The sequence below is a fragment of the Prosthecobacter sp. genome (genome assembly GCF_044222565.1).
Taxonomy (GTDB): Bacteria; Verrucomicrobiota; Verrucomicrobiia; order Verrucomicrobiales; family Verrucomicrobiaceae; genus Prosthecobacter.
On record NZ_JBGANA010000012.1, the window covers coordinates 1 to 24,472 of the forward strand.

Here is a 24,472-nt window from a genome sequence, read left to right on the forward strand (position 1 = left end):
GCAGCGTTGCCACCACGACGAACAAGATCCTGCCAGCGCAAAGTCCGACGCCCTGTGGACAAATGGCCACGCATGATCAACACCTCTTCGTCGTCCACCTCCAGAAACTTCGCCGTCACAACGATTGCTTAGCGGCATTACCTTTAGACCAACTCTCAAAAAACTTGTCACATTGCCCGGACGGCGGAGCGGCCCCATTGGCTGCGTTGGTCGCTTGCCTGTTATTTTCAAATAGCAGACGGCGCTCCCGCCTTGCCACTGGGGCCGCTGCGCTCGCCGGTCAAAATGACAATCTTTTCGAGAACTGGTCTAGCAATCCTCGGGCGAGGCTGGCTTGGACCTCCGGCAGTGTGGATGAGAAATTCGTGACGGCCGCGCCCTGGCGCTCGTGGGCGCGGTTTTTGATCTGAAGGCTGAGCGTGTCCCGGCTCCAGCCGTTCTCCAAGGTCTGCCGGGCATACTAGAGGCGGGTGGGCAGGTGCTTGAGCTTCTGGATGAGGAGAACATGATGGAACCAAGGAAGCCCAAGAAGCAGTTCCAACGGAATTGATAATTTTGCAGCAGGCTGCTGCAAAATTAGCGTGGCTGAGGATTCGTTGGTGGATTGGGGCGTGATCGCCTCCCCAAATTTTGCAGTGGACTGCTGCAAAATAGGTGGATCGCCATATTCCCGCGCAAAATCGGATCATGTGGCCGATGTTCCGTTCTGAGAATCCTTTCTATTCCGGCAATTCGTTTTTCAAATCCGCCGCCAGTCGGGGTATGACGCCCGCTCCCCACCCTTTGTGCTTCTGCCGGGCGTCAATCAGCCGACCAATGTCCCAGTAGAGGCAGATCATCTCGGCATTGGCAGAGAGCGCGGCTTTGTGCTGGGCCTGGCGCACGCGAGTCTTGATGTCCGCGAGAAGGCCTCGGTAGTGGGTTAGTCCGGTGCTCATTGGGTTAAGATCTCGATCATGGATTTGAGGGCCATGTGGGAAAAGACGGAAATGCTTTTTTATCAAGGCGGGAAATTGGGACTTGCTGGGGAGGCGGTAAGGGGTTCACCAAATTGGGCTAGCCCGGGGAAGGGAGGGAGAGCGACCCTTGAAAAAGAGAGGGAAATGTGGGTTTCAGCATTTGCACTTGGAGGGAATGCGCCCATTCTTCCGACCCCCATTCATGAGTGCTACATTGCCGTACCGCGCGAACGCGGATTTCCTCGAGTCCAAATACGTGGACTGGAAAAAAGACCCTGGTTCCGTGGAACCGCTGTGGTCGTCGTTTTTTGAAGGTTTCGAACTGGGCATGGCCCGGATGCCGACGAAGGCGGGTGAGGCGGGCGGCGGTGCGGAGGGGGGGGCGCTTTCTGAAAAGACTCTGAACTTCCGCATGCGGGTGTCTAACGCGCTGCAAAATTTCCGGGCGCTGGGGCATACGGCGGCGCATCTGGATCCGCTGGACAAGGCGGGGCCGGAGGTGCCGGGGCTGACGCCTGCGGGTCTGGGCTTTACGGCGGATGAGCTGGATGAGGAGGTGAAGACGCACCTTTTCCGCAACGGGCAGCCGATGAAGCTGAAGACGATGCTGGCGGAACTGCAGCGGACGTATTGCGGGAAGACGGGCTTCGAATTCATGCACATCCACCACCCGGAAGTGCGGGCGTGGCTGCTGGAGAGGATCGAGGGCCGGGACCTGGATGCGAAGCCGGTGGCGCAGGATCAGGTGAAGGCGCTGCGCTGGTTGCTTGAGGCTGAGTCGTTTGAGAGGTTCCTGCATCGCCGGTTTGTGGGGCAGAAGCGGTTCTCTGTGGAGGGCGGGGAGAGCATGCTGGTGGCGCTGGAAACGCTGCTGGAAGCGCTGCCTGCGGCGGGGGGCAAGGAGATTATCCTGGGGATGGCGCATCGCGGCCGTCTGAGTGTGCTGGCGAATTTCCTGCGCAAGCCGCTGGAGTATCTTTTCTATGAGTTCAGCGAGAACTATGTGCCGAACATGGTTTCTGGTGATGGCGATGTGAAGTATCACCTGGGATTTGAGACGGTGAGGCAGACGAGCAGCGGTGACTCCGTGGGAGTGATGCTGGCGCCGAATCCGAGCCACCTGGAGGCTGTGGACCCGGTGGTGGAGGGGATGGCGCGTGCGCGCCAGCGTGCGCTGGGCGATACGAAGGACCGCAAGAAGGTGATCCCGGTGCTGATTCATGGTGACGCGGCATTTGCAGGCCAGGGCCTGGTGGCGGAGGTGCTGAACCTTTCGCAGCTGCCGGGGTATCGGACGGGGGGCACGGTGCACATCATCGTGAACAACCAGATCGGCTTTACGACGATGCCGGAGGATGCGCGCAGCTCTGACTATTGTACGGACGTGGCGAAGATGATCGAGGCGCCGGTCTTTCATGTTAACGGGGACTGCCCGCTGGAGGTGATGAATGCGACGCGGCTGGCCTTTGAATTCCGCCAGACTTTTGCGCGGGACGTGATCATCGACATCGTGTGCTACCGCCGGCATGGGCACAACGAGACGGACGAGCCTGGATTTACGCAGCCGAACATGGCGCGTGCGATCGCTGAGCATCCGTCCACGGCGACGCTGTTCCGTCTGGATCTGGCGGCCACCGGGGTGCTGGATGAGGCGGGCGCTGCGGCGCTGCAGCGTGAGCTGGAGGACGACCTGGAGCAGGGCGTGAAGACTCTGGCGGAGCGTGACAAGGGCAACGAGGGGGGCAATCCCTTCGAAGGGAGCATGGCGATGCCGCAGCCGGCTTATGACTACAACCCGGTGAAGACGGGTGTGGAACTGGCGACGCTGACGAAGATCGGCCAGCGTCTGCTGGAGGTGCCGGAGGAATTCAACCTGCACCCGACGATTTCGAAACGATTCCTGGCGGCGCGCAAGAAGGCGATCGAGGCCGGGGAAGGGATCGACTGGGCGTATGCGGAGTCTCTTGCGTTTGGGACGCTGCTGACGGAGGGGCACGGGGTGCGCCTGAGCGGTCAGGACGTGCGGCGTGGTACGTTCAGCCACCGGCACAGTGTGTTTTATGATTCGCAGACGCGTGAGCGGCACATCCCGCTGAACAATCTGGCGGCGGAGCAGGGGCGGTACTGTGTGTACAACAGCCTGCTGTCCGAGGCGGCGGTGCTGGGATTTGACTACGGGTACTCGCTGCTGACGAGCAACCTGCTGGTGTGCTGGGAGGCGCAGTTCGGTGATTTCGTGAACGGTGCGCAGGTGATCATTGACCAGTTCATCGCGAGTGCGGAGAGCAAATGGCAGCGGCCGAGCCACATCACGCTGCTGCTGCCGCACGGGTATGAAGGACAGGGGCCGGAGCACTCGAGCGCGAGGCTGGAGCGCTTCCTGCAGCTGTGCGCCGGCGGGAACATGCAGGTGTGCAATTTCACGACGCCTGCGCAGTATTTCCATGCGCTGCGCCGGCAGATCAAACGCAGCACGCGCAAGCCGCTGGTGGTGATGACGCCGAAGAGCCTGCTGAGACATCCGAAGTGTGTCTCGAAGCTGAGCGAGATGGCAGATGGGACGACCTTCAAGGAGGTGCTGGACGACGAGCATCTGCTGGCGGCGCCGGAACGCGTGACGCGCCTGATCCTGTGCAGCGGCAAGGTGTACTATGACCTGCTGGAATTCCGCGAGGAGCACAAGATCAAGAACGCGGCGATCATCCGCATCGAGCAGCTTTACCCGCTGAACTACGAGATGCTGAAGGAGATCGTGGCGAAGTACCCACGGGCGCAGAAGAAGTGGATCTGGTGCCAGGAGGAGCCGCGAAACATGGGCGCCTTCTATTACATCCGTCCGCGTCTGGAAGAACTCTCCAACCACAAGCTGCGGTATGCAGGCCGCGAACGCAGCTCGAGCCCGGCAGCCGGCTCCAAGGCGATCCACTCGCTCGAGCAGGACAAGCTGGTCGAGTCGGCCTTCAGCGTGTGATGATTCAACCTGCCCTGTAGATTTTCTTTTTTCTCCCCCCATCCCGTCATGCCCTCAGACATCAAAATACCCGCACTCGGCGAATCCGTCGCCGGTGGTCAGATCGCGAAATGGCACTTCAAAGAAGGTGACTACGTGAAAACTGGCGACATCCTGCTCACGCTCGAAACCGACAAGGTCGCCGCAGAAGTGACGGCTGAAACGAGCGGTGTGCTGCACATTGGCAATCAGGCTGGTGACGATGTGGAAGTGGGCGGAGTGGTGGGATCGATCGATGAAAGTGCGGCGGCGCCTGCAGCGAAAGCGGAGGCAGCGAAGCCTGCACCTGCTGCTCCAGCACCGGCGCCTGCGGCGAAGGTGGAAGAGAAGCCGGCGAATGTGACGGAATTTAAAGTGGTGCCAAAGCCAGAAGCGGCGCCCGCGCCTGCCCCGGCGGCGAAGGCGGCCCCAGCTCCGGAAGGACGTGTGACGCGCAAGAAGATGAGCCCGCTGCGCAAGAAGATCGCGGATCAGCTGGTGAGCGCGCAGCGCACGGCGGCGATTTTGACGACCTTCAACGAGTGCGACATGACGAATGTGATGGAGCTGCGCTCGAAGCTGCAGGACAGCTTTGTGAAGAAGAACGGGGTGAAGCTGGGCTTCATGAGCTTCTTCATCAAGGCGGTGGTGGAGGCGCTGAAGGCGGTGCCGCAGATCAATGTGCGCGTGGAAGGCGAGGAGATCGTGCAGCAGCACTATTTCGATATCGGCGTGGCCGTGGGCACGGAGCGCGGACTGATCGTGCCAGTGCTGCGTGACGCGGACCAGAAGAGCTTTGCGGATCTGGAGAAGGACATCCTGGGCTACGCTGCGAAGGCGAAGGAAGGCAAGATCCAGGTGAGCGACCTGACGGGTGGTGTGTTCACCATCTCGAACGGCGGTGTGTATGGCTCGCTGCTGAGCACGCCGATCATCAACCCGCCGCAGAGCGCGATTTTGGGAATGCACAGCATCCAGCAGCGGCCGATGGCGATCAACGGGCAGGTGGTGATCCGCCCGATGATGAACCTGGCGCTGAGCTATGACCACCGTGTGGTGGACGGCAAGGAGGCGGTGACGTTCCTGATCCGCGTGAAAGATTGCATCGAGAATCCGGCAAGGATGCTGGTGGGTGCGTAAGCGAGGCTGAGATCGCGACGATTCGTCGCGAGTGATTTGGAGACCGCAGATTCCTGGAGGCAGGGTTCTGCGGTCTTTTTTTGTGGGAAGGAGCGCAGGGCGCACCCGCGGAGCGAGATGAGTACTGCACCTGCGGCGTCTCTTTGTTCGGGAGAAAATTTAGTGAGATGAGGGGTGAATCAGGGGAAACCTCAGGACATTCCTTTTGAGAAGCGGCTTAAATCTGCAATATAGTAAGTTTTTGCTGAACAAATGCATCGGCGTGCGTTCTGATTTTTGAGCTGGATGATGTTTTAGATGGCAGTTGAAACCCCCAATACGATTTCCATGAGCGAGGCGCATGCGCCCAAGGGGTGGGGTGTGTGGCTGCGAAACAAGTTTCTGGCGGGACTGGCGCTGGCGCTGCCGCTGATTCTGACGCTGTGGATCTTGTTTACGGTGTACGATTTGCTGCATGCGTGGAGCAAGCCGGTGCTGGCGCAGGTGGTGAACCTGGTGAACGAATTCAGCGAGGAGCCGCTGCTGAACATTGAGGATCCGAAGCTGGAAAGCCTGACGAATTTCATCGGCTTTTTGTTTTCTGTGCTGGCGATCCTGGGACTGGGCTTCATGGCCACGAACGTGATCGGGGTGCACATTGTGACGGCGGTGGACAAGCTGCTGCTGCGCATTCCGCTGGTGGCGGTAATCTACCGGCCGCTGAAGCAGGTAATCGATGCGTTTCGGAGCCTGGGAGGGACGAAGCAGAATTTCAAGCGGGTGGTGTATGTGGAGTATCCGGTGCCGGGGATGCGGATGATCGGCTTTGCGACGGGCCAGTATTGTGATGTGCAGACGGGCAAGGCGCAGACCTGCGTGCTGCTGCCGACGGCGCCGAGTCCGATGACGGGGATTTTGCTGGTGGTGGATTCGGAGAAGATCACGGATGCGCCGATCACGATCGAAGAGGCGATGAAGATGATCATCTCCGGAGGGCTGGTCTCTCCGCTGAATGCGGGAGTGCCGCTGAATCAGAAGCCGGTGGTGACGCCCCTGCCCGAGCAGATAGCGGTGCCGGAACCCGCGCTGGACCTGCCGGCGGGGCTGCCGCGCGCGGAAGACTTTGACGCGGGAGACACGGAGATCCTGGCGCAGTCCATGGACATCAAGAGCGGGAAGCGCTGGCTGCGTGCGCTGCCGTGGAAGAAACGCTGAACTTTGCACGGTGATCGTTGACTGGAACTCCTGGCAACCCGGCGTCCGAGCGACGCTGATGTTCATCATTGATGAGGCGAAGAGGGAGGTGCTGCTGATCCGGAAGAAGCGCGGACTGGGCGCGGGAAAAATCAACGGGCCCGGAGGGAAGATCGATCCGGGTGAGACCTCGCTGCAATGCGCGGTGAGGGAGACGCAGGAGGAACTGGGAGTGACGGCGCTGGATCCGGTGCACCATGGGGAGCTGTGGTTTCAGTTTGTGGACGGACTGCGCATGCATGTGGATGTGTATGTGGCGACGCAGCATGAGGGAGATGCGCAGGAAACTCCGGAAGCGGTGCCGATCTGGACGGCGCTGGATGCACTGCCGTTTGAGGAGATGTGGGCGGATGATGTGCACTGGCTGGCGGAGACGCTGGTGGAGCGGCGGAGATTTCTGGGACGGTTCGCCTTTGATGATGACACGATGCTGACGCATGAAGTGAGCTGGCTGTGATTTTTTGATTTCAGAGCGGTGGTGAACATGACTATCTTTGAGGCATGAAATGCCTTTTGTTTTTGTGCGGGGTCGTTGGTATGCAGGTGGCTGGAATGGCGGCGCCGGATGAGCCGCCGAACATCGTGCTGGTGATGGCGGACGATCAGGGCTGGGGGGACATGGGCTACAACGGGCACCCGCATTTGAAGACGCCGAATTTTGACGCGCTGGCGAAGGAGGGGATCCGCTTTGATGAATTTCATGCGGCGGCGCCGGTGTGCTCGCCGACACGAGGCAGCGTGATGACGGGACGTACGCCGAACCGGTACGGCTGCTTTGCCTGGGGTCATCCGTTGAGGCCGCAGGAGATCACGGTGGCGGAGGCGCTGAAAACGGCGGGGTATGCGACGGGGCACTTTGGGAAGTGGCACCTGGGGTCTGTACAGAAGGCGAGTCCGGTGAGTCCTGGAAACAGCGGGTTTGATGAGTGGGTTTCAGCGCCGAATTATTTTGACCTGAATCCGGTGATGAGTGTGCAGGGAAAGGCGGTGCCGTTTCAAGGGGACAGCTCGGACATCACGGTGGATGAGGCGCTGAAGTTCATCCGAAAGTGCGGGGAGAAGAAGCAGCGCTTTCTCGCGGTGGTGTGGTTTGGCTCTCCGCATGATCCGCATCGGGCGCTGGAGGAGGACCGCGCGGGGTATGCGGGGCTGCCGGAGAAGGAGCAGAATTTTTATGGGGAGATCACTGCGATGGACCGTGCTTTTGGCAGGCTGCGCGCGGAGCTGAAGGAACTGGATCTGCGGGAGAACACCTTATTATGGTACTGCAGCGACAATGGTGCGCTGCCGAAGGTGGGGGAGACAGGCGGGCGGCGGGGCAACAAAGGGCAGATCTATGAGGGAGGCCTGGCGGTGCCTGGCTTGATGGAGTGGCCGGCGGCATTCCATGAGCCCAAGGTGATCAAGGCACCGTGCGTGACCTCGGACATCTATCCCACAGTGCTGGCGCTGGCGGATGTGAAGATGGAAAAGCAGCCGCCACTGGATGGCATCGACCTGATGCCGCTGCTGATGGGGCAGGAGCAGAAGCGATCGAGACCGATCGGCTTTTGGGACATGGGCAGGCCGGGGATCGGGGTGAATTCGAAAGAATGGATGAATGAGCTGCTGGCGGCGCAGGCGAAGGGGGAGGAGCCGGCGGATCCGGTGCGGGTGCGGCCTGAGGCGGGGAAGATCGAAAAAAAAGTGTCGCTGACAGAGTTTCCGGGACATGCGGCGTGGCTGGACTGGCCTTGGAAGCTGCACCGGATCGAGAACAAGAAGACGCACGATGTGAAGTGGGAGCTGTACAACTTGGCGAGTGATCCGGACGAGAGCACCGTTTTGCTGGCGGAGCAGCCGGAGCGGGTGCCGGAAATGCAAAAAAGTCTGGAGGACTGGCTGGAAAGCGTGGCGCGGAGCCTGAACGGAGAAGATTATGCAGGCGAGAAAGCGGCGGCGAAGTAGCGGGGAGAGCGTCGGCGGGGACTTTGCTGCTGTTTTGAAGGCGTTTCAGTATCGAGAACGTTTTCCTTTTTTAGTACCCACTTGCCAGCACGTCATTGAGTGCTAAATAAACGGCTGAATTGAAAAGCAAAGTGGCTGAAAAGTTAGGATCTTGAATTCATCAGGATTTCTAGAATTTCAAAATTTTTCTTTAAATTCTAAAAATATCTTGCGGCAGTAGGATGTTTCGTGTTACTATAACTTCAATTGCGGGTATAGCTTAGTGGTAAAGTTCCAGCCTTCCACGCTGGCCATGTGGGTTCGATTCCCACTACCCGCTCTGAAGACACGAAAACATCTGTAAATCTCACAACCCCTGCCGCTTATGAAAGCTGTCTCTACTTCTCGCATTGCGAGTGCTTTAGCTTGTGTGCTTATGCTGGCAAGCGCTTCGCTCGGCTCAGCGCAAACGCCGGGGAACTGCGCAGAGATCACCAATGACGTGCGCGTGGCGGTGGAAAAAGATCCGTCCAAAGTTCTGATGGTTGTGGAAGATGCACTGGTCATCAATGAGAGCTGCGCGGGTGAGATTGTGAAAGCAGCGATCACCGCCTCGAAAGCAGATCCTGCCCTGGCGTCACAGATCGTGAAGACGGCGGTGTCCGTGGCTCCGAAGATGGCGGGTGTGATCAATGATTCGGCACTCTCCGTGGTTCCGGGACTGGCGTCCGTGGCACCTGCTCCTGATGTGGAGCGTCCGGTCATGACTGCCTCGTCGGAAAAGAATCCCGGGAAGAACCCGATCGTCGTGGATAAGAATCCTGTGGTGCCGGTGAAAAGCGAAGACTTCTTCATCCCCTCCTCGATCCGCGGAGTGTTTCTGCTGATGCCACCTGTGTCCGGACCGCTGCCGCCGCGGATCATCACGAATCCGGTGTCTCCGTCGAACTCGATTCCGTGACCTTTCTTCCGTGAAGGTCACTTCCCGCGCCTCAGCCAATCGAAACTGTTTCTGAATTCCCCAATCCATGCGCTCAAAACTGGCAATGCTCATCCTGGCGGTCGCCGCCGTGCTCAGCCCAGCCGCGCTGCGTGCGCAGGGGCTGGTGGCGATCCAGAACTACTCGGCGGATTTCCGCAATGAGGAGCCGCTGTCGTTCTCGATGAGCGCCAACAGCGGGTATGACATGCTGAAATACAAGGCGCCTACGTCGCAGTATGGCAACATTGAGTCCTGGTATGCGCAGCTGGGAGCCGGAACGGCCTACACGCATGCGGACAAGACGACGCCCTACAGCTTCAGCCTTGAAGGAAGCGTGCTGGAATATGTGAAGGGTGTGCCGACCTATGGCAGCACGTTCTACAACGGCCGTGCGACGTTCAACTTTGAGCATCAGTTTTCGGAACGCTTTAAAGTGAGCAACAATTTCTACCTCACCTACGGGACGAACCCGAACAGCGCGTTTGGCTACGGCGCCACCTCGGCACTGTGGAACGGGCAGTTCCTCTACGGCTACAACAACCTCAATGTGAGCTATGCGTGGTCTCCGCGCCTCTCGACAACGAGTTCGTATACGTTTGACGGAATCACGTACGAAAACTCGGCGGTGGCCAGCTCGCAGGACCGGTATTCGCACCTGGGAGCGCAGCAGATCGCCTACAAGGTGACCCAGCAGACGAGCCTGACGGCGGAATACCGCTACCGGATGACGCGCTACACCCGGAGTGCGTTCCAGAACTACCATTCGCATTATGCACTGGGCGGGGTGGATCATGCATGGAGCGAGAACCTGTCGGGTTCGGCACGCGCCGGTGCGGAGTTCTTCCAGAACGCCACGGTGAGCAAGGTGAAGCCCTATGCCGAGGCTGCGATCAACTACGCGGTGGCCCAGCAGACGCAGCTGCGCTGGTTCACGATGCTGGGATTCAACGGCGCACTGCTGGGCAGCTACACGAACAGCTACGGTGTGAACACGGGCATCCAAGTGAACCACAATGTGAGCAAGCGTCTCAGCCTGAACGGCGGAGCGAGCTATGCGCACTCCACGCTCTCCGGCGGACCGCTGCCAGACCAGAGGCAGGACGCGGTGTTCATCAACGCAGGCATTGGCTACCAGCTGATGGACAACGTGAACCTGAACGCGAACTACTCCTTCTCCACGCAGCTGTCCAACAACCCTGCCGTCGAATTTAACCGCAACCGTGTCTCCGTCGGAGCCACGGCGACCTTTTAGTCCCAACAGCCAAGACAACACGCCGCCGGCGGGCCGATTCGGAACTGACGAATCTCCCGCTGGCGGCATTTCAAGACCAGTTTCTTAACCCCTCCAAATAATCAAACCTGAGCAGTCATGAACGAGTCCGGCACCGAACTGCAGAAGCATGCGATGGACACCTGGCAGGTGATCAAGAACCGGTTGGGGATGATCTCGCTGTGCTTCATCCTGATCTTCGCAGCGGCGGCGGTGCTGACGTACATCATGCCGAGGAAATATCGCGGGCATGTCGAGATGACGATTGAGCGCATCACCGAGGGCATCAATGTGTTTGCGAACAATCGCAGTGACAGCGCCGGCTTTTCGCCCGAGTACCTCAAGACGCAGTTCGAAACGATCACCAAGCCAACGACGCTATATCCGGTGATCGAAAAGCTGGAGCTGGCCAAGCGGTGGGAACTGCCCAGCCGGCAAGCGGCGCTGGCGAAGCTGCGGGCCAATCTGGAAACGCAGTCGATGCTGCGCTCCGATTTTGTGACCATCGACTACTACGATCCGGATGCCCAGCTGGCGGCGACCATCGCGAACGAAGTGGCGAAGAGCTACATGGAGCAGCGCAAAAACATTGAGCATGAAAAGAAGCTCAAGGCTCTGACGGTTCTGGAACAGAAGATCAATGATCAGGAGGGGCTGCGCGCCCAGGCCCAGCTCCGTTCCCAGGAAGCGAAGCGCAAGGCTGGGATCGTGGGTGAATGGGTCATGGGCGGTGGCAACTCGCTGAGTCCGGGCAGCGAAATCCGCACAGCAGAGGAAGGCCTGCAGCAGACGCGCGAGCAGATGCTGATGCAGGCGGACCAGGACATCATGACCCTGCAGACGGAGATCAACCAGATCGGAAAACTGACCCCTGATGAACTTATTGAGCAGGCTTCAGGTCTCAAGCTGGAGAACGCGAGCATTGCCACGATGACGTCGAAAATGCAGGAGCTCAAAGTGGCACGGCAGGGACTGACCAACGAAGGCCGCGGCAACCGGCATCCGCAGGTGCAAAGTGTGGACAGCCAGATCGAGGAATACAAAAGGCTGATCCTTGGGGAAGCCAGCTCCCACATCAAAGGACTGCAGAACCGGCTGGATGGATCCAAGAAAAAGCGTGAGTCACTGGAGAAGTGGAATGGTGATGCCAAGAAGGAGATCATGGGCATGCAGGCGCTGTACAATGAGTACAAGAGCGCTAAGGACGAAGTGACGCAGCTGGACAACATCATCGTGAACCTGCGCACGAGAAATTTGGAGGAAAAGGTGGGTGCGGATCTGGTGAAGTCTCCTGCGACGATCTATTCTGAAGCGGAGCCGGAAGGGAAGCCTGCGAAGCCGAATGTGGCGCTTCATCTGGCGCTGGGCGGGGTGCTGGGGCTGATGTTTGGGCTGGGGCTGGCCTTCTTCCTGGAATACATGGACACGACGGTGAAGAACCTGGATGACGTGGAAGGCTACCTGGGCGTGCCGGTGCTGGCGGTGGTGCCGAAGGATGTGGGGGTGCTGCACCGCAGCAGCGGTTTCAATCCGGATGCGGAGGCTTACCGGATTCTGCGCACGAACATTGAATTCAACCGCAAGACACCTGAGGCGAACTGCCTGAGCGTGGTGAGCGGAGGAGCAGGAGAGGGGAAATCGACCACGATGGTGAACCTGGCGTATGTGTGCGCTCAGGGGGGGTACAATGTGCTCTTGATTGATGCGGATTTGCGCCGGCCGAGCCTGCACACGCATTTTGATGTGAGCCACGCAACGGGGCTGACCAACTACCTGACCACGGACATCCGGCTGGAAGATGTGGTGCTGCGCACGCAGGTGGAGAATTTGTTTTTCCTGCCGAGCGGGCTGCTGCCGGCGGACAGCGCTGGACTGCTGAACTCCCAGCGGATGATGGACCTGATCGCCGATGTGAAGAGCCGGTTTGACCTGGTGCTGATTGATTCGCCGCCGATCCTGGGCGTGAGCGACGCATCGGTGCTGGCGAACCTGGCGGACATGACGATGATCGTGGTGCAGCACCGGAAACTGCCGCGCCACATGCTGATGCGGGTGAAGCAGAACGTGGAGCAGGTGGGCGGCAAAGTGCTGGGCGTGGTGCTGAACAACGTGGATCTGCGGAGCGACGCCCAGTACCAGTATTACACGAGCTACTACACCTACTACTCGCCGACGAATTCGCCGAACGGCGGACAGGGAGGGAAGACCCGCCGCCGCAAGATCAAGGCGGAGACGACCGCCCCGGCGCTTGGCACCTCGAATGCTGTCTCAAGGCTGGACGGCGATGATGTTTTTTAATTTCACCTGATCACGCACGCTTATGAACACACGCATTCTCACCTGCATTCTCGCCGCATGCACCCTGGCAACGGCCCATGCGCAGAACGGCGAAATGGCCCTCAAGATCAACATGCGAATCTCGGTCTCCATCGGCGGCATCCCCGACAATGAAGTGCCGCAGATCAGCAAGGTGTACACGATCAGCGACAACGGCACGATCAACCTGCTGCACATCGGCGAGGTGCGTGCCGTGGGGCTGAAGCCCTCCACACTGCAGCGCAGCATTGAGCAGACTTACAAGGACCGTGAAATCTACACGCGGCCCACGGTGACGGTGACGACCAATGACAGCGCGACCACGCAGCAGATGGTGTATGTGGTGGGCGGCATCAAGGGGAACGGCTCGGTGCCGTACACTCCGAACCTGACGGTGCTGAAAGCCATCTCAGCAGCCGGTGGATTCACGCCCTTTGCCAAACCGAGCAAGACGAAGCTGCTGCGCAACGGGACGACCACGGAGATCAATCTGAAGGACATCAGCGCGGATCCCTCGCGGGACATTCAGCTGCAGCCGGAAGATCAGATCATTGTGCCGGATTGAGGCTGGAACGTTTACCTTTGCTGACCATGACCACGCGTTTTCTGGTGTCTGTGATTTCCGTGCTGATGTACCTGAATGCCACTGTGGAGGCACAGAACACGGAGATGGCCCTGAAGGCGGGAGACCGCATCGCGCTTTCGATCGGTGGGATACCGGCGGAAGATGCCGCGCAGATCAGCAAAGTGTACACGATAGGTGATGGTGGCACGATCAACCTGGTGCATGTGGGAGAGGTGAAGGCGGTGGGGTTCAAACCTTCAGAACTGCAGCGCGTCGTGGAGAAGGCGTATGTCAAGCAGGAGCTGTACAAGAGTCCGACAGTGACGGTGACGATTGATGGTGGAGAGGTGCCTGCGAGGCTGGTCTATGTGGTGAGCGGCTGCAAAAAGAACGGGCCGGTGGCCTACAATGCCGGGCTGACGCTGCTGAAAGCGATCAGCGTGGCCGGAGGTTTTTCTGATTTCGCGAAACCCAGTCAAACGAAGGTGATTCGGGATGGCAAAAGCATCGCTGTCGATCTCAGCAACGTGGGGTCTGAGCCTAACCGAGACATGAAGCTGGAGCCGGAAGATCAGGTCATTGTGAAGGAGTGAGGGATGAGAGTGGCGAGTGACCCGTGAAGAGTATGGAGGCGGGGGGGGATGTTCGGTTTGGCCGCAGAGGGGCGGAGAGGCAGAGGGAGCAGAGTTTTTTAGACAAGCTCTCCAAAATCTTGGCGCAGAAGAAGATGATGGGTTCGTTTTCCGGATTGCCTGCCATAACCCAGGGTTGCAACAGGAATGATAAACTCAGTCGCTTGAGGTAAAAATGTCCTCGCTGAATGACGAAGGGGCGTTGGGCGTTCTAGGCAGGATGAAGATTCTGCTGTTTGCCATGTGCTTCGTCGGGGCGGCTGCTTCGGCGATGGCTGAGTTTGCGCTGAAGGATGGTGATACGGTCGTCTTTCTCGGTGACAGCATCACGGCGGCGAGGCGGTATGACCGCATTGTGGAGAACTACACGCTGCTGCGGTTTCCGCAGAGGAAGGTGACGTTTTTCAATGCGGGCAGGGGTGGGGACACGATGACGGGGGCGCTGGAACGGCTGCAGCGGGAGGTGTTTGATCGTGGGGCGACGGTGCTGACGGTGGCGTTTGGGGTGAATGACATCGGCTGGGGCATGAAGGCGGATGCGGAGCACAAGGCGGCGTATCTGGAGTCCTTGAGAAAGCTGATCGGGCGCTGCAAGGAGCATGGAGTGCGGGTTTTCATCTGCTCAGCAGCGATCACGAATGAGGATCCAGAGCGGGCGGAGAAGGGGTTCCTTCAGCAGATGTGCGATGAGGGGCTGGAGGTGGCGAAGGGGCTGGGGGCGGTGACGATCGATGTGCAGCGATACATGCGGAAGGTGCAGCGGCGGGTTTTGGAGGTGAACGAAAAGCAGAAGGCACCTTCCAAGCCGACGACGCTGCATGTGGAGGATGGGGTGCATCTCAACGATCTCGGTCAACTGGCGATGGCGGTGGCGATTTTGAAGGGGCTGGGTGCGCCTGCGGAGGTTTCATCGGCGGTGGTGGATGCGAAGGAGGGCAGGGTGGAAGCGACGGATGGGTGTGAGGTCTCCGGTGTGAAGGTGGATAAGGACGGTATTGAATTTGACCGGCTGGATGAGGGGCTGCCGATCAACTTTGGGGCGCTGGGGGCGCTGAATTTTTTGTTTGTGCCGATTCCTGCGGAACTGAACGGTTACCTGCTGACGGTGAAGGGGCTGGCGGCAGGGAAGTATGAACTGAGGGCGGGTGGGAGGCTGCTGGGGAAGTTTACCGCCGGGCAACTGGGGGCAGGGATGAACATCTCTTCCATGACGTCGAATGGGTGGGAGCCGGGCGGGCCGTGGGACGCACAGGCGGCGGCGCTGAAGATGGTGACGGATGCGCGGATGGAGGTCGTGGGATCGGAGAGTTATCGGGAGATGTTTTTGAAGGAGCAGCCAGGGGTGGGGGAGTTGAGAGAGGAGACGACGAAGGTGCTGAAGGAGCTGGAGGTGCTGCAGCGGAGGTATGCGAAGCCGGTGAAGGTGAGGTTTGAGGTGAGGAGGGTGGAGTGAGGGGGGGGTGCTTGTTTTGGGAATTCACTCAACGACGAAGTCTGCTGTTGCGTGCATCTGCTGGCAGGAAAGAGAGTGTTCCCGCGCCCCTTCAGGGCGCGACCTGGGACGACGGTGAACTGGGGTGGCGAGACCCAGGGCTTGTCGCTGCGCGACTGCGCCCTGGGCTGAGTCCGGCGGCCCTTCAGGCCGCATGAGAAATACCGAGCTGTTTCGAGGACGCCCGGGTAGAATGGAATGGTGGTATTGACTGAAGGGCTGCGGTGGAGGTGTCACAGCTTTGCGTGTCGGGGCTGCATTCAGCACATGGTTTGGCGCGCGGCCGTGGACGCTGGGTAGTGCGCCCGGAACCTGCTAAAGCAGGTACTACAATACGTACGCTGCGGACTGCGGTGCGTATGAGCCAGACGATGAGGCAGGAATCATGGCCAGTCATTCTATGGCGTGAGGGCCAATAAAAAACCGCAGAGAAGACCTGCTGAATCAGGCTCTCTGCGGTCTTTTTGATTTATTCGAAGTGTGCTTTGCTTACAGCCCCAGATCCGTCACGGCGCCTTCGCTGGCGCTGGTGGTGAGCTTGGCGTATTTAGCGAGGACGCCTCGGGTGTAGCGGGGCTTCGGCTGCTTCCACTTGGAGAGGCGGGTCTTCAGCTCCTTGGCGGGGATGCCGAGGGTGATGGCGCGCTTTTCGGCGTCGATGGTGATGGGGTCGCCGTTTTTGATGACGGCGATGGGGCCGCCGACGAAGGCCTCAGGGGTGACGTGGCCGACGACGAAGCCGTGGCTGCCGCCGCTGAAGCGGCCGTCGGTGATGAAGGCGACGTCTTTGCCAAGGCCCTTGCCCATGATGGCGGAGGTGGGGGAGAGCATTTCGCGCATGCCGGGGCCGCCTTTCGGGCCTTCCATGCGGACGACGATGACGTGACCCTTTTTGACCTTGTCATTGAGGATGGCCTGAAGGGCGGTCTCTTCAGATTCGAAGACGATGGCTTTGCCTTCGAACTTGAGGCCTTCCTTGCCGGAGATCTTGCCGACGGCACCGCCGGGGCAGAGGTTGCCTTTGAAGATGACGAGATGGCTGTCCTTCTTGAGGGGATTGCTGAGCGGGCTGACGATCTTCTGATCTTTGGGCCAGACGATCTTGGAGTTCTTCATGTTCTCCTTCATGGTCTTGCCGGTGACGGTGAGGCAGTCGCCGTGCATGAGGCCTTCAGCGACGAGCATGCGCATGAGGGGAACGGTGCCGCCGATCTTGACGAGGTCGTTCATGAAGTATTTGCCGCTGGGCTTGAGGTCGGCGAGGACGGGGGTCTTTTTGCCGATGCGGACGAAGTCTTCGATGCCGAGCTTCACGCCGGCGCTGTGGGCCATGGCGATGAGATGGAGGACGGCATTGGTGGAACCACCAAGGGTGATGATGAGGGTGATGGCGTTTTCGAAGGCTTCCTTCGTCATGATGTCGCGAGGGGTGATGCCCTTCTTGATCATGTTCATGACGGCAGCGCCGGCGTCGAAGCAGTCGATGAGCTTGTCGGTGCCGACGGCGGACTGGGCGCCGGAATTGGGGAGGCTCATGCCGAGGGCCTCGATGGCGGAGGCCATGGTGTTGGCGGTGTACATGCCGCCGCAGGAGCCTTCGCCGGGGATGGCATGCTCTTCGATGTCGATGAGCTCCTTGTCATTGATGAGGCAGTTGGCGTGCTTGCCAACGGCTTCGAAAACGGTGACGATGTCGGCGTCTTTTTTCTCGGGGCCGACGCAGCCGGGGAGGATGGTGCCGCCATAGACGAAGACGCTGGGGCGATTGAGGCGGGCCATGGCCATGAGGCAGCCGGGCATGTTTTTGTCGCAACCACCGATGGCGACGAAGCCGTCCATGCCTTCGCAGCCGACGACGGTCTCGATGGAGTCTGCGATGACTTCACGGGAGACGAGGGAGTATTTCATCCCTTCGGTGCCCATGGAGATGCCGTCTGAGATGGTGATGGTGTTGAAGATGATGCTCTTGCCGCCGGCTGCGTCCACGCCTTTGGCGGACTCAAGGGCGAGGCGGTCGATGTGCATGTTGCACGGGGTGACCATGCTCCAGAGGGAGGCGATGCCGATCTGGGACTTCTGGAAGTCAGCGCGCTTGAAGCCGACGGCGTGCAGCATGGCGCGAGAGGCGGCGCGGTCCACCCCATCGACAACGATGGCGCTGTGCTTGCGATGGAGGTCGGACTTGGCGGCGGCGGAGGCTTTCTTGGGCATGGCTGGGTAGGATTAAAAAGAGCGCGCAAAATGGCAGACATGCCCGGTGAAGCAAGCTGCCTTTGAGGGCAGGACAGGCGCAGGAAATGGCAAAGGCGGTGTGGTTTCCGGCGTGCAAAGAGCGATATGGAAAGGGTGAACATGTATTTCCGATGCATCTTTGTTTTTCTGGCCATGGCAGGCGCTCTGGCGGCGGACCCGGTGGCGCCGCTGGACTTCAATTTGTACATGCAGGGGAAGTTTGTGTATGAGAGGAACTGCATCGTGTGCCATGGGCAGCGCGGGGATGGGAACGGGGAGATGAGCCCGACGCTGAAGCCAAAGCCGAGGTCGTTTCGGGAGGGGATGTTCAAATTCCGCACGACGCCGTATGGGATGCTGCCGACGGACGATGATCTGCGAAGAACGATCACGCATGGGCTGAGCGGAACGGCGATGGGGGCCTTCAGCCATCTGCAGTCGGACGAGGTGGAGGCGGTGATCGCGTATGTGAAGTCGTTTTCGAGAAGGTGGCGGAAGCCGGAGAATTATGCGCCGACGATGGAATTTCCGGCGGCGCCGGAGTGGTATAAGACGGCGGAGGCCGTGAAGACGCATGCGTTGGAAGGAAAGAAGCTTTTTGCCACGAACTGTGCGGCCTGCCATGGAGAGAAGGCGGATGGGAAGGGGGCGGCGGCGGTAACGCTGAAGGACATCTGGGGGCTGCCTGCGGCTCCGGCGGATCTACGCCAGCCGCATCCGCGGTGTGGAGACGGCCCGGAGGATTTGTTTCGGGTGCTGGCGACGGGGCTGAGCGGGACGCCGATGGTGAGCTTTGAGAAGGTGCTCAGCGAGGAGCAGCGGTGGGATGTGATCGCTTACGTTTTGAGCATCCGGCTGCCATCGGGGCCTGTGCTGTAGAGAGCATCAGGAGTGGGGAGTTTCTGAGGGCTGCGGGATGTCTTATGAATGTTTGTTTGCCTCGGCTGATGGTCAACTTTAGCGTTGGGGACGCATGAGCCAATCTTCCCGCAGTCCTGAGAGCATCGAAGCCGCCTTCGCCCCGTTTCGTCAAAAAATGCAGGCCGAAGGGCTGAGCGAGTCCGCCATACGCGCATTTCGCGGGAGCTATGCGGCGCTGCTGGCGGGGGAGACGGGGATGATTCCTGAGGCGACGATCTCTCCGGCGAAGGATCTGCCGCGTGCGGATGATCTGAAGGCGCCGGCGACGGAGCGCGCGGCGGAGTTGCTGAAGCAGACGGTGATTCTCAAGCTGAACGGCGGGCTGGGCACGGGGATGGGGCTGGAGAAGGCGAAGTCGCTGCTGCCGGTGCGGGGTGAGGACACGTTTTTGGATTTGATCGCGCGGCAGATTTTGCTGCTGAGGTCGCAGACGGGAGGCGAGGTGCCGATGTTCATGCTGATGAACAGCTTTAGCACGTCTGCGGACTCGGCGGCGCATCTGGCGAAACGGTTTCCGCAGCTGGGTGGGACGGAGACGTGGGAGCTGATGCAGAACAAGGTGCCGAAGGTGCTGGCGAGCACGCTGGAGCCGGCGACGTGGGCTGCAAGCCCGGATGCGGAATGGTGTCCGCCGGGGCATGGGGACATCTATGCGTGTCTCGCGGGTTCGGGGTGGCTGGAAAAGCTGCTGGGCAGTGGGGTGAGGTATGCGTTTGTGTCGAACTCGGACAACCTGGGCGCGACGCTGGACCCGGCGATTTTGGCGTGGTTTGCGGACAGCGGGATGCCGTTTGTGATGGAGGTGACGCGGAGGACGGAGTCTGACAAGAAGGGTGGGCACCTGGCAGTGCGGCTGAGCGACGGGCGCTTTCTGCTGCGGGAGTCGGCGCAGTGTCCGAAGGAGGACGAGGGGCATTTTCAGAACATCGACCAGCACCGATATTTCAACACGAACAACCTGTGGATCGACCTGCAGGCGCTGAAGGCTGCGCTGGAGGCGAATGACGGGCTGATCCCGCTGCCGCCGATCATGAACAAGAAGACGGTGGATCCGCGTGACAGCGCCTCGCCTGCGGTGGTGCAACTGGAGACGGCGATGGGGGCGGCGATTGAATGCTTTGAAGGAGCGGGGGCGATCGAGGTCTCACGGGTGCGGTTTGCGCCGGTGAAGACGACGAGTGATCTGCTGGCGGTGAGGTCAGATGCGTATGAGCTGACGGAGGACTTCTGCCTGCGGCTGCACCCGAGCCGCAACGGGCAGCCGCCGCATCTGCATCTGGACCAGAAGCTGTGCAAGCTGGTGGACGGACTGGAGCATAATTTCCCGCATACGCCGAGCCTACTGCACTGCCGCAGCCTGCTGGTGCACGGGCCGGTGGAGTGCGGTGCGGGAGTGGTCTTCAAGGGGGATGCGGTGATCCATAATCACACGCATGCGCCGGTGAAGCTGAGGGCGGGGGTGCATGAGGGGCAGATCAGCGTGGGGTGAGATGAAATTTATGATTTACGATTTTTGATTTATGATTTGAGATGGGGGCATGAAATTCTTTCTCGCTGTTTTTGGTTTGTGCTGTGGTGGTCTGTGGGCGGCTGATGTGGCTGCGCTGCAGAAACTGGGGGCGAAGGTGACGGAGGCGGGAGGGGTGGTGACGCAGGTGCAGGTGGATTGTGAGAAGTTTAGCGAGGCGGATTTCCGGACGCTGGGCGGTTTTACGTCGATCAAGAATCTGAGCATCAGCGGCAAGACGATCACGGATGAGACGATGGGGTTGCTGACGGGACTGACGGAGCTGGAGATGCTGAGCACGAACGGCATTCAGCTCACGGATGCGGGGTATCAACATTTTGCGGCGTTTCAGAAGCTGAAGTCGCTGGCGTTTTTTCACCCGGCGTTTCGGTCGAAGGATTTTACGGGGAGCGGTTTGGTGGAGCTGAAGAAGCTGCCGAATCTGGAGCGGCTGACGTTTGCGGGATCGACGACGGGGGATGCGGCGATGGAGGCGATCGGGCAACTGGCGCAGTTGAAGGAATTCCGCACATGGCACACGGCGCAGACGCAGGCGGGAAATGCGGCGCTGCTGAAGCTGACGAGGCTGAGGGGATTGAGGATGGGGCAGCGGCTGCCGGATTGGGGAAAGGACACGCCGGTGAGTTTTGATGAGTCGACGATGGCGGTGATTGCGCAGATGAAGACGCTGGAGTCTCTGGAGCTGACGGAGGCGAAGCTGAGCGCGAAGATCATTCCGCAGCTTCAGGCGCTGTCGAAACTGGCGAAGCTTAAGATTGAGACGGTGGATATTTCGGAGGCGGATGTGGAGGCGATCAAGGCGGCGCTGCCGAAGTGCAAGGTGGAGTATAAGCCGATGAGTGCGGAGGAGAAGGAAGGGATGTTTAAGAAGCTGAGGCTGTGAGGGAGGGAGTGATGGGTGTAAGCGGGGGCGTTTGCGTGCGGCGGAGTGGCGAGAGGACGCTGCTGGTGAGTGCGGGGTGAGAAGAAGACGATGGGTTTGCTTTCCTGAGGTGATGCAGACAACCCAGGGCTTGCTCGTTCCTCGCGGCGCCCTGGGCTGACTCCAGCGCCCTTTCAGGGCTGAATATTGTCGGGCACCATGGGGATGCACGAGCGCGCATATTTGGACGAGGAACGATGGAGAGAGACAGAAATGTGAGAGGATGACGTTGATGGCTGGACCATGAGCCAGGCATCTTCTCTTGATCGTCGTCGTTTTATTCAAACCACTGCTGCGGCTGCACTTGCCACGCCTTGGGCTGCGCAGGCGGCTGCGAGCGGGCCGTTTCAGGCGACGGGGACGCGGGTGGGGGAGGTGACGGATACGACGGCGATCGTGTGGACGCGGCTGACGGAGGCGGAGGTGCGCAACAATGCGGGGGTGAGTTTTGACAAGCAGAAGAAGGTGAAGGGTGTGAAGGAAAAGGTGCAGGAGGTACCTGCGGTGCGTGAGATCGAAGGGGCGTGCCCGGCGGCTTCGGGCAAGGTGCGGGTGCGCTACGGTCTGAAGGAGGATCTGAGCGATGCGGTGGAGACGCCGTGGGCGGAGGTGAGCGCGGAGAAGGATGGCATCCATCAGTTCAAGCTGAGTGCGCTGGAGCCGGGCAGCACGTATCATTATGTCGCTGAGACGGCGGGTGCGCATCCGGTGGCGAGCACGAGTTTCAAAGGGAAGTTTCATACGGCGCCGGAGCCTGCGGCACCGACGGCGCTGCGATTTTGCGTGATGACGTGTCAGGGGTATCAGGATCGTGATCACGCGGACGGGCATCCGATTTATCCTTCGATGACAGCTTTGGACCCGAGGTTTATCGTGATGACGGGAGACCTGGTTTATTATGACAGCAATCCGCCGCGTGCGGTGTCGCCTGCGCTGGCGCGGCTGCACTGGGAGCGGATGTTCAGCCTGCCACGGTTGATGGAGGCGACGCGCAGTACTTCAACGTACTGGCTGAAGGATGATCATGACACGCTGACGAATGACTCGTGGCCGGGGATGAAGGCGGGTGAGCTGACGTTTGGCGAAGGGATCAAAATCTTTCGTGAGCAGACGCCGATTGGAGAGCGTGATTTTCGGACGATTCGGTGGGGGCGTGATCTGCAGGTGTGGTTTACGGACGGGCGGGATTATCGGTCGCCGAACACGATGAAGGACGGGCCGGAGAAGACGATCTGGGGAGCGGAGCAGAAGGAGTGGTTCAAGCGCACGGTGAAGGAGAGCACGGCGACGTGGAAGGTGCTCATCAGTCCGACGCCGCTGGTGGGGCCGGATCGCGGGAATAAGAACGACAACCACAGCAACGAGGGATTCACGCATGAGGGAGATGAGATCCGCGCGTGGCTGAAGGCGAATGTGCCGGACAATTTCTTCGTGGTGTGCGGGGACCGGCACTGGCAGTACCATTCGGTGCATCCGACGGCGGGCGTGCAGGAGTTCAGCGTGGGGCCCGCGAGCAATTCGCATGCGAGTGGGTCACCGGGCGAGGACAAGACGTATCACAAATTTCACCGGGTGAAGGGTGGCTTTCTCTGCGTGGAGCTGAAGGCGAGCGGGAAGGAAAGCGAGATCGCGTTTCAGCTTCGAGGGGTGGATGGCGCGGTGGGGTATGAGGCGAAGTTTAAGAGGGGGGTGGGCTGATGCGGTGGAACTGACAGACTTCGTGCCGGTCAGTCGTTTCAATTGATACCTCGTCATGAACATCGCCGCCAAACGTCATCTCGACCGCCGTGCATTTCTGCGGGGCACCGGAACTGTGCTTTCGCTGCCTTTTCTGGAGGCCATGGTACCGGCGTTTGCGACGCGGGCGCAGGCTGCGGTGGGGCAGCCGCCGCCGCGGTTTCTGGCGATGTGCGCGACGCTGGGCTTTCACACGCCTTTTTTGTTTCCGCAGGAGACGGGCGCGGACTATGCGCTGACGCCTTATCTGGAGCCGCTGAAGGATCTGAAGGGAGATTTTTCGGTGCTCTCCGGTCTGCAGCATGAGGAGCAGAACGGGGCCAACGGGCATACGTCTGAAATGACGTGGCTGACGTCGGCGAAGCATCCCGGGCTGGCGGGATTTAAGAACACAATCTCGATCGACCAGCTGATTGCGGAACAGATTGGAGCGCAGACGCGGTTTCCGAGTTTGATTCTCGGGACGGGCAGTGAGTCGCTGTCGTGGTCGGCCAGCGGGGTGCCGCTGCCGGCGGAGTCATCGCCGTCGAAGGCGTTTCAGCAGTTGTTTGTGGATGGAACTCCTGCCGAGGTGGCGGCGCAGGTGCGCGGCCTGAAACGCGGGCGCAGCATTCTGGACACCGTGATGGGAGAGGCGAAGAAGCTGCACAACGACCTGGGCAAGAGGGATCAGGAGAAGCTGGACGAGTATTTCTCCGCGGTGCGTGATCTCGAAGGGCGGCTGGTGCAGAACGAGGCGTGGGCGCAGCGGCCGAAGCCAAAGGTGGAGGCGAAGCCGCCGACGGACATTCAGAGCCGCACGGATGCGATCGGCAAGATGAAGCTGATGCAGGATCTGATTGTGCTGGCTTTGCAGACTGACTCGACCCGTGCTGTGACGCTGCGCCTCAGCGGCATGAATGCGGTGCCGGAAATCGCCGGGGTGAAGAACGACTGGCACAATCTTTCGCATCACGGGCAGGACCCGGCGAAGATCGAGGAGCTGAAGGTGATCGAGAGAGCGGAGTTCACGGCCTTTGCGGATTTCCTCGGCAAGCTGAAGAAGACGCAGGACAATGGGCGCGCGCTGCTGGATTCCACGGCGGTTCTGTTTGGGTCCAATCTGGGCAACGCGAGCGCGCATAGCACGGCGAACCTGCCGCTGGTGCTCGCGGGAGGCGGGTATAAGCACGGGCGACATATCGCGATAGGAAAGGACAAGCATGTCTTCTCGAACCTGCTGGTCGCGATGGCGCAGCGGATGGGGGCTGAGGCGGACAAATTTGGGTTCAGCACCGGGGTGCTGGACATCAACCAGGTGTGATGGGAAGGGGCAGGGCCGCGGGACGGAGCGGTGAAGAGGGGCGAGAGCGGTCGGTGGTTCAGTGATTGCTGGACTCTGGCCGATGTGGCAGCGCGGGTGGGTGGTGTGTTTGCGAGGGCGCTGAGCGACAGACAGGAGTGTCTATCGTACTTCCGATCAGACTTGGGTGGAGGCAGCTCGAAGTTTGACGCTTGCCTCGCTAAGTTGGACGATTGTGGGAGGGCCTGTATGCCTTGGTGTTTGCGAGGGCGCTCGCAGACGGGCGGGCTATCGCCACGAACGTCCTACGGCTGGATGTGCGGTGCTTGGGGGCGTGTAACCGTAG

19 protein-coding genes and 1 tRNA gene are annotated in these 24,472 nt (G+C 60.0%); 18 read left to right on the forward strand and 2 right to left on the reverse strand.

Annotated features, from left to right (window positions below; translation table 11 throughout):
• A partial coding sequence (locus ACILSR_RS17940; RefSeq protein ID WP_395751171.1) for a hypothetical protein occupies window positions 1-410 on the forward strand: 410 nt, incomplete at its 5' end.
• A gap of 309 nt (window positions 411-719) precedes the next feature.
• On the opposite strand, the gene ACILSR_RS17945 is transcribed toward ACILSR_RS17940, so the two are convergent.
• Window positions 720-938 (reverse strand): DUF1016 N-terminal domain-containing protein, encoded by a 219-nt coding sequence (locus ACILSR_RS17945; RefSeq protein WP_395751172.1) that lies wholly within the window; start codon window positions 936-938, stop codon window positions 720-722.
• A 223-nt stretch (window positions 939-1,161) separates the two neighbouring features.
• Between ACILSR_RS17945 and ACILSR_RS17950 the strand changes: the two genes are divergently transcribed.
• The 12 genes from ACILSR_RS17950 to ACILSR_RS18005 all read left to right on the forward strand — a co-directional run bounded on the left by ACILSR_RS17950 (window position 1,162) and on the right by ACILSR_RS18005 (window position 15,465).
• On the forward strand, window positions 1,162-3,930 hold the full coding sequence (locus ACILSR_RS17950) for a 2-oxoglutarate dehydrogenase E1 component (protein WP_395751173.1): 2,769 nt from the start codon (window positions 1,162-1,164) through the stop codon (window positions 3,928-3,930).
• Between the two features lie 48 nt (window positions 3,931-3,978).
• Window positions 3,979-5,088: a dihydrolipoyllysine-residue succinyltransferase gene (gene sucB / locus ACILSR_RS17955; RefSeq protein WP_395751174.1), complete on the forward strand. Its 1,110-nt coding sequence runs from the start codon at window positions 3,979-3,981 to the stop codon at window positions 5,086-5,088.
• A gap of 297 nt (window positions 5,089-5,385) precedes the next feature.
• Window positions 5,386-6,282, forward strand: a complete 897-nt coding sequence (locus ACILSR_RS17960; RefSeq protein ID WP_395751175.1) for a DUF502 domain-containing protein — start codon at window positions 5,386-5,388, stop codon at window positions 6,280-6,282.
• Between the two features lie 10 nt (window positions 6,283-6,292).
• Window positions 6,293-6,778 (forward strand): 8-oxo-dGTP diphosphatase, encoded by a 486-nt coding sequence (locus ACILSR_RS17965; RefSeq protein ID WP_395751176.1) that lies wholly within the window; start codon window positions 6,293-6,295, stop codon window positions 6,776-6,778.
• A gap of 44 nt (window positions 6,779-6,822) precedes the next feature.
• Window positions 6,823-8,268, forward strand: coding sequence for a sulfatase-like hydrolase/transferase (locus ACILSR_RS17970; protein ID WP_395751177.1), 1,446 nt, complete (start codon window positions 6,823-6,825; stop codon window positions 8,266-8,268).
• 248 nt (window positions 8,269-8,516) lie between these two features.
• Window positions 8,517-8,587, forward strand: a tRNA-Gly gene (locus tag ACILSR_RS17975).
• Window positions 8,588-8,683: 96 nt separating this feature from the next.
• Window positions 8,684-9,208, forward strand: a complete 525-nt coding sequence (locus tag ACILSR_RS17980) for a hypothetical protein (RefSeq protein ID WP_395751178.1) — start codon at window positions 8,684-8,686, stop codon at window positions 9,206-9,208.
• 67 nt (window positions 9,209-9,275) lie between these two features.
• Window positions 9,276-10,481: an outer membrane beta-barrel protein gene (locus tag ACILSR_RS17985; protein ID WP_395751179.1), complete on the forward strand. Its 1,206-nt coding sequence runs from the start codon at window positions 9,276-9,278 to the stop codon at window positions 10,479-10,481.
• A 117-nt stretch (window positions 10,482-10,598) separates the two neighbouring features.
• Window positions 10,599-12,797, forward strand: a complete 2,199-nt coding sequence (locus ACILSR_RS17990; RefSeq protein WP_395751180.1) for a GumC family protein — start codon at window positions 10,599-10,601, stop codon at window positions 12,795-12,797.
• Between the two features lie 22 nt (window positions 12,798-12,819).
• Window positions 12,820-13,380: a polysaccharide biosynthesis/export family protein gene (locus ACILSR_RS17995; protein WP_395751181.1), complete on the forward strand. Its 561-nt coding sequence runs from the start codon at window positions 12,820-12,822 to the stop codon at window positions 13,378-13,380.
• 26 nt (window positions 13,381-13,406) lie between these two features.
• Window positions 13,407-13,973 carry a polysaccharide biosynthesis/export family protein gene (locus ACILSR_RS18000; RefSeq protein WP_395751182.1) on the forward strand — a complete coding sequence of 189 codons (567 nt, stop codon included), beginning with the start codon at window positions 13,407-13,409 and terminating at the stop codon, window positions 13,971-13,973.
• Window positions 13,974-14,187: 214 nt separating this feature from the next.
• Entirely contained in the window at window positions 14,188-15,465 is a 1,278-nt protein-coding gene (locus ACILSR_RS18005) for an SGNH/GDSL hydrolase family protein (RefSeq protein ID WP_395751183.1), read from the forward strand.
• A 528-nt stretch (window positions 15,466-15,993) separates the two neighbouring features.
• Here the strand turns inward: ACILSR_RS18005 and ilvD are convergent.
• The gene (ilvD, locus tag ACILSR_RS18010; protein ID WP_395751184.1) at window positions 15,994-17,715 is read right to left on the reverse strand and encodes a dihydroxy-acid dehydratase; all 1,722 of its coding nucleotides are present in this window, start codon (window positions 17,713-17,715) and stop codon (window positions 15,994-15,996) included.
• A gap of 174 nt (window positions 17,716-17,889) precedes the next feature.
• On the opposite strand from ilvD, the gene ACILSR_RS18015 reads away from it, so the two are divergent.
• The 5 genes from ACILSR_RS18015 to ACILSR_RS18035 all read left to right on the forward strand — a co-directional run bounded on the left by ACILSR_RS18015 (window position 17,890) and on the right by ACILSR_RS18035 (window position 24,147).
• The gene (locus ACILSR_RS18015) at window positions 17,890-18,615 is read left to right on the forward strand and encodes a c-type cytochrome (protein WP_395751185.1); all 726 of its coding nucleotides are present in this window, start codon (window positions 17,890-17,892) and stop codon (window positions 18,613-18,615) included.
• Between the two features lie 94 nt (window positions 18,616-18,709).
• Entirely contained in the window at window positions 18,710-20,146 is a 1,437-nt protein-coding gene (locus tag ACILSR_RS18020) for a UTP--glucose-1-phosphate uridylyltransferase (protein WP_395751186.1), read from the forward strand.
• Between the two features lie 49 nt (window positions 20,147-20,195).
• On the forward strand, window positions 20,196-21,068 hold the full coding sequence (locus ACILSR_RS18025) for a hypothetical protein (protein ID WP_395751187.1): 873 nt from the start codon (window positions 20,196-20,198) through the stop codon (window positions 21,066-21,068).
• A 282-nt stretch (window positions 21,069-21,350) separates the two neighbouring features.
• Window positions 21,351-22,805, forward strand: coding sequence for an alkaline phosphatase D family protein (locus ACILSR_RS18030; protein ID WP_395751188.1), 1,455 nt, complete (start codon window positions 21,351-21,353; stop codon window positions 22,803-22,805).
• Between the two features lie 55 nt (window positions 22,806-22,860).
• Window positions 22,861-24,147 carry a DUF1552 domain-containing protein gene (locus tag ACILSR_RS18035; RefSeq protein WP_395751189.1) on the forward strand — a complete coding sequence of 429 codons (1,287 nt, stop codon included), beginning with the start codon at window positions 22,861-22,863 and terminating at the stop codon, window positions 24,145-24,147.
• Window positions 24,148-24,472 lie beyond the last annotated feature (325 nt).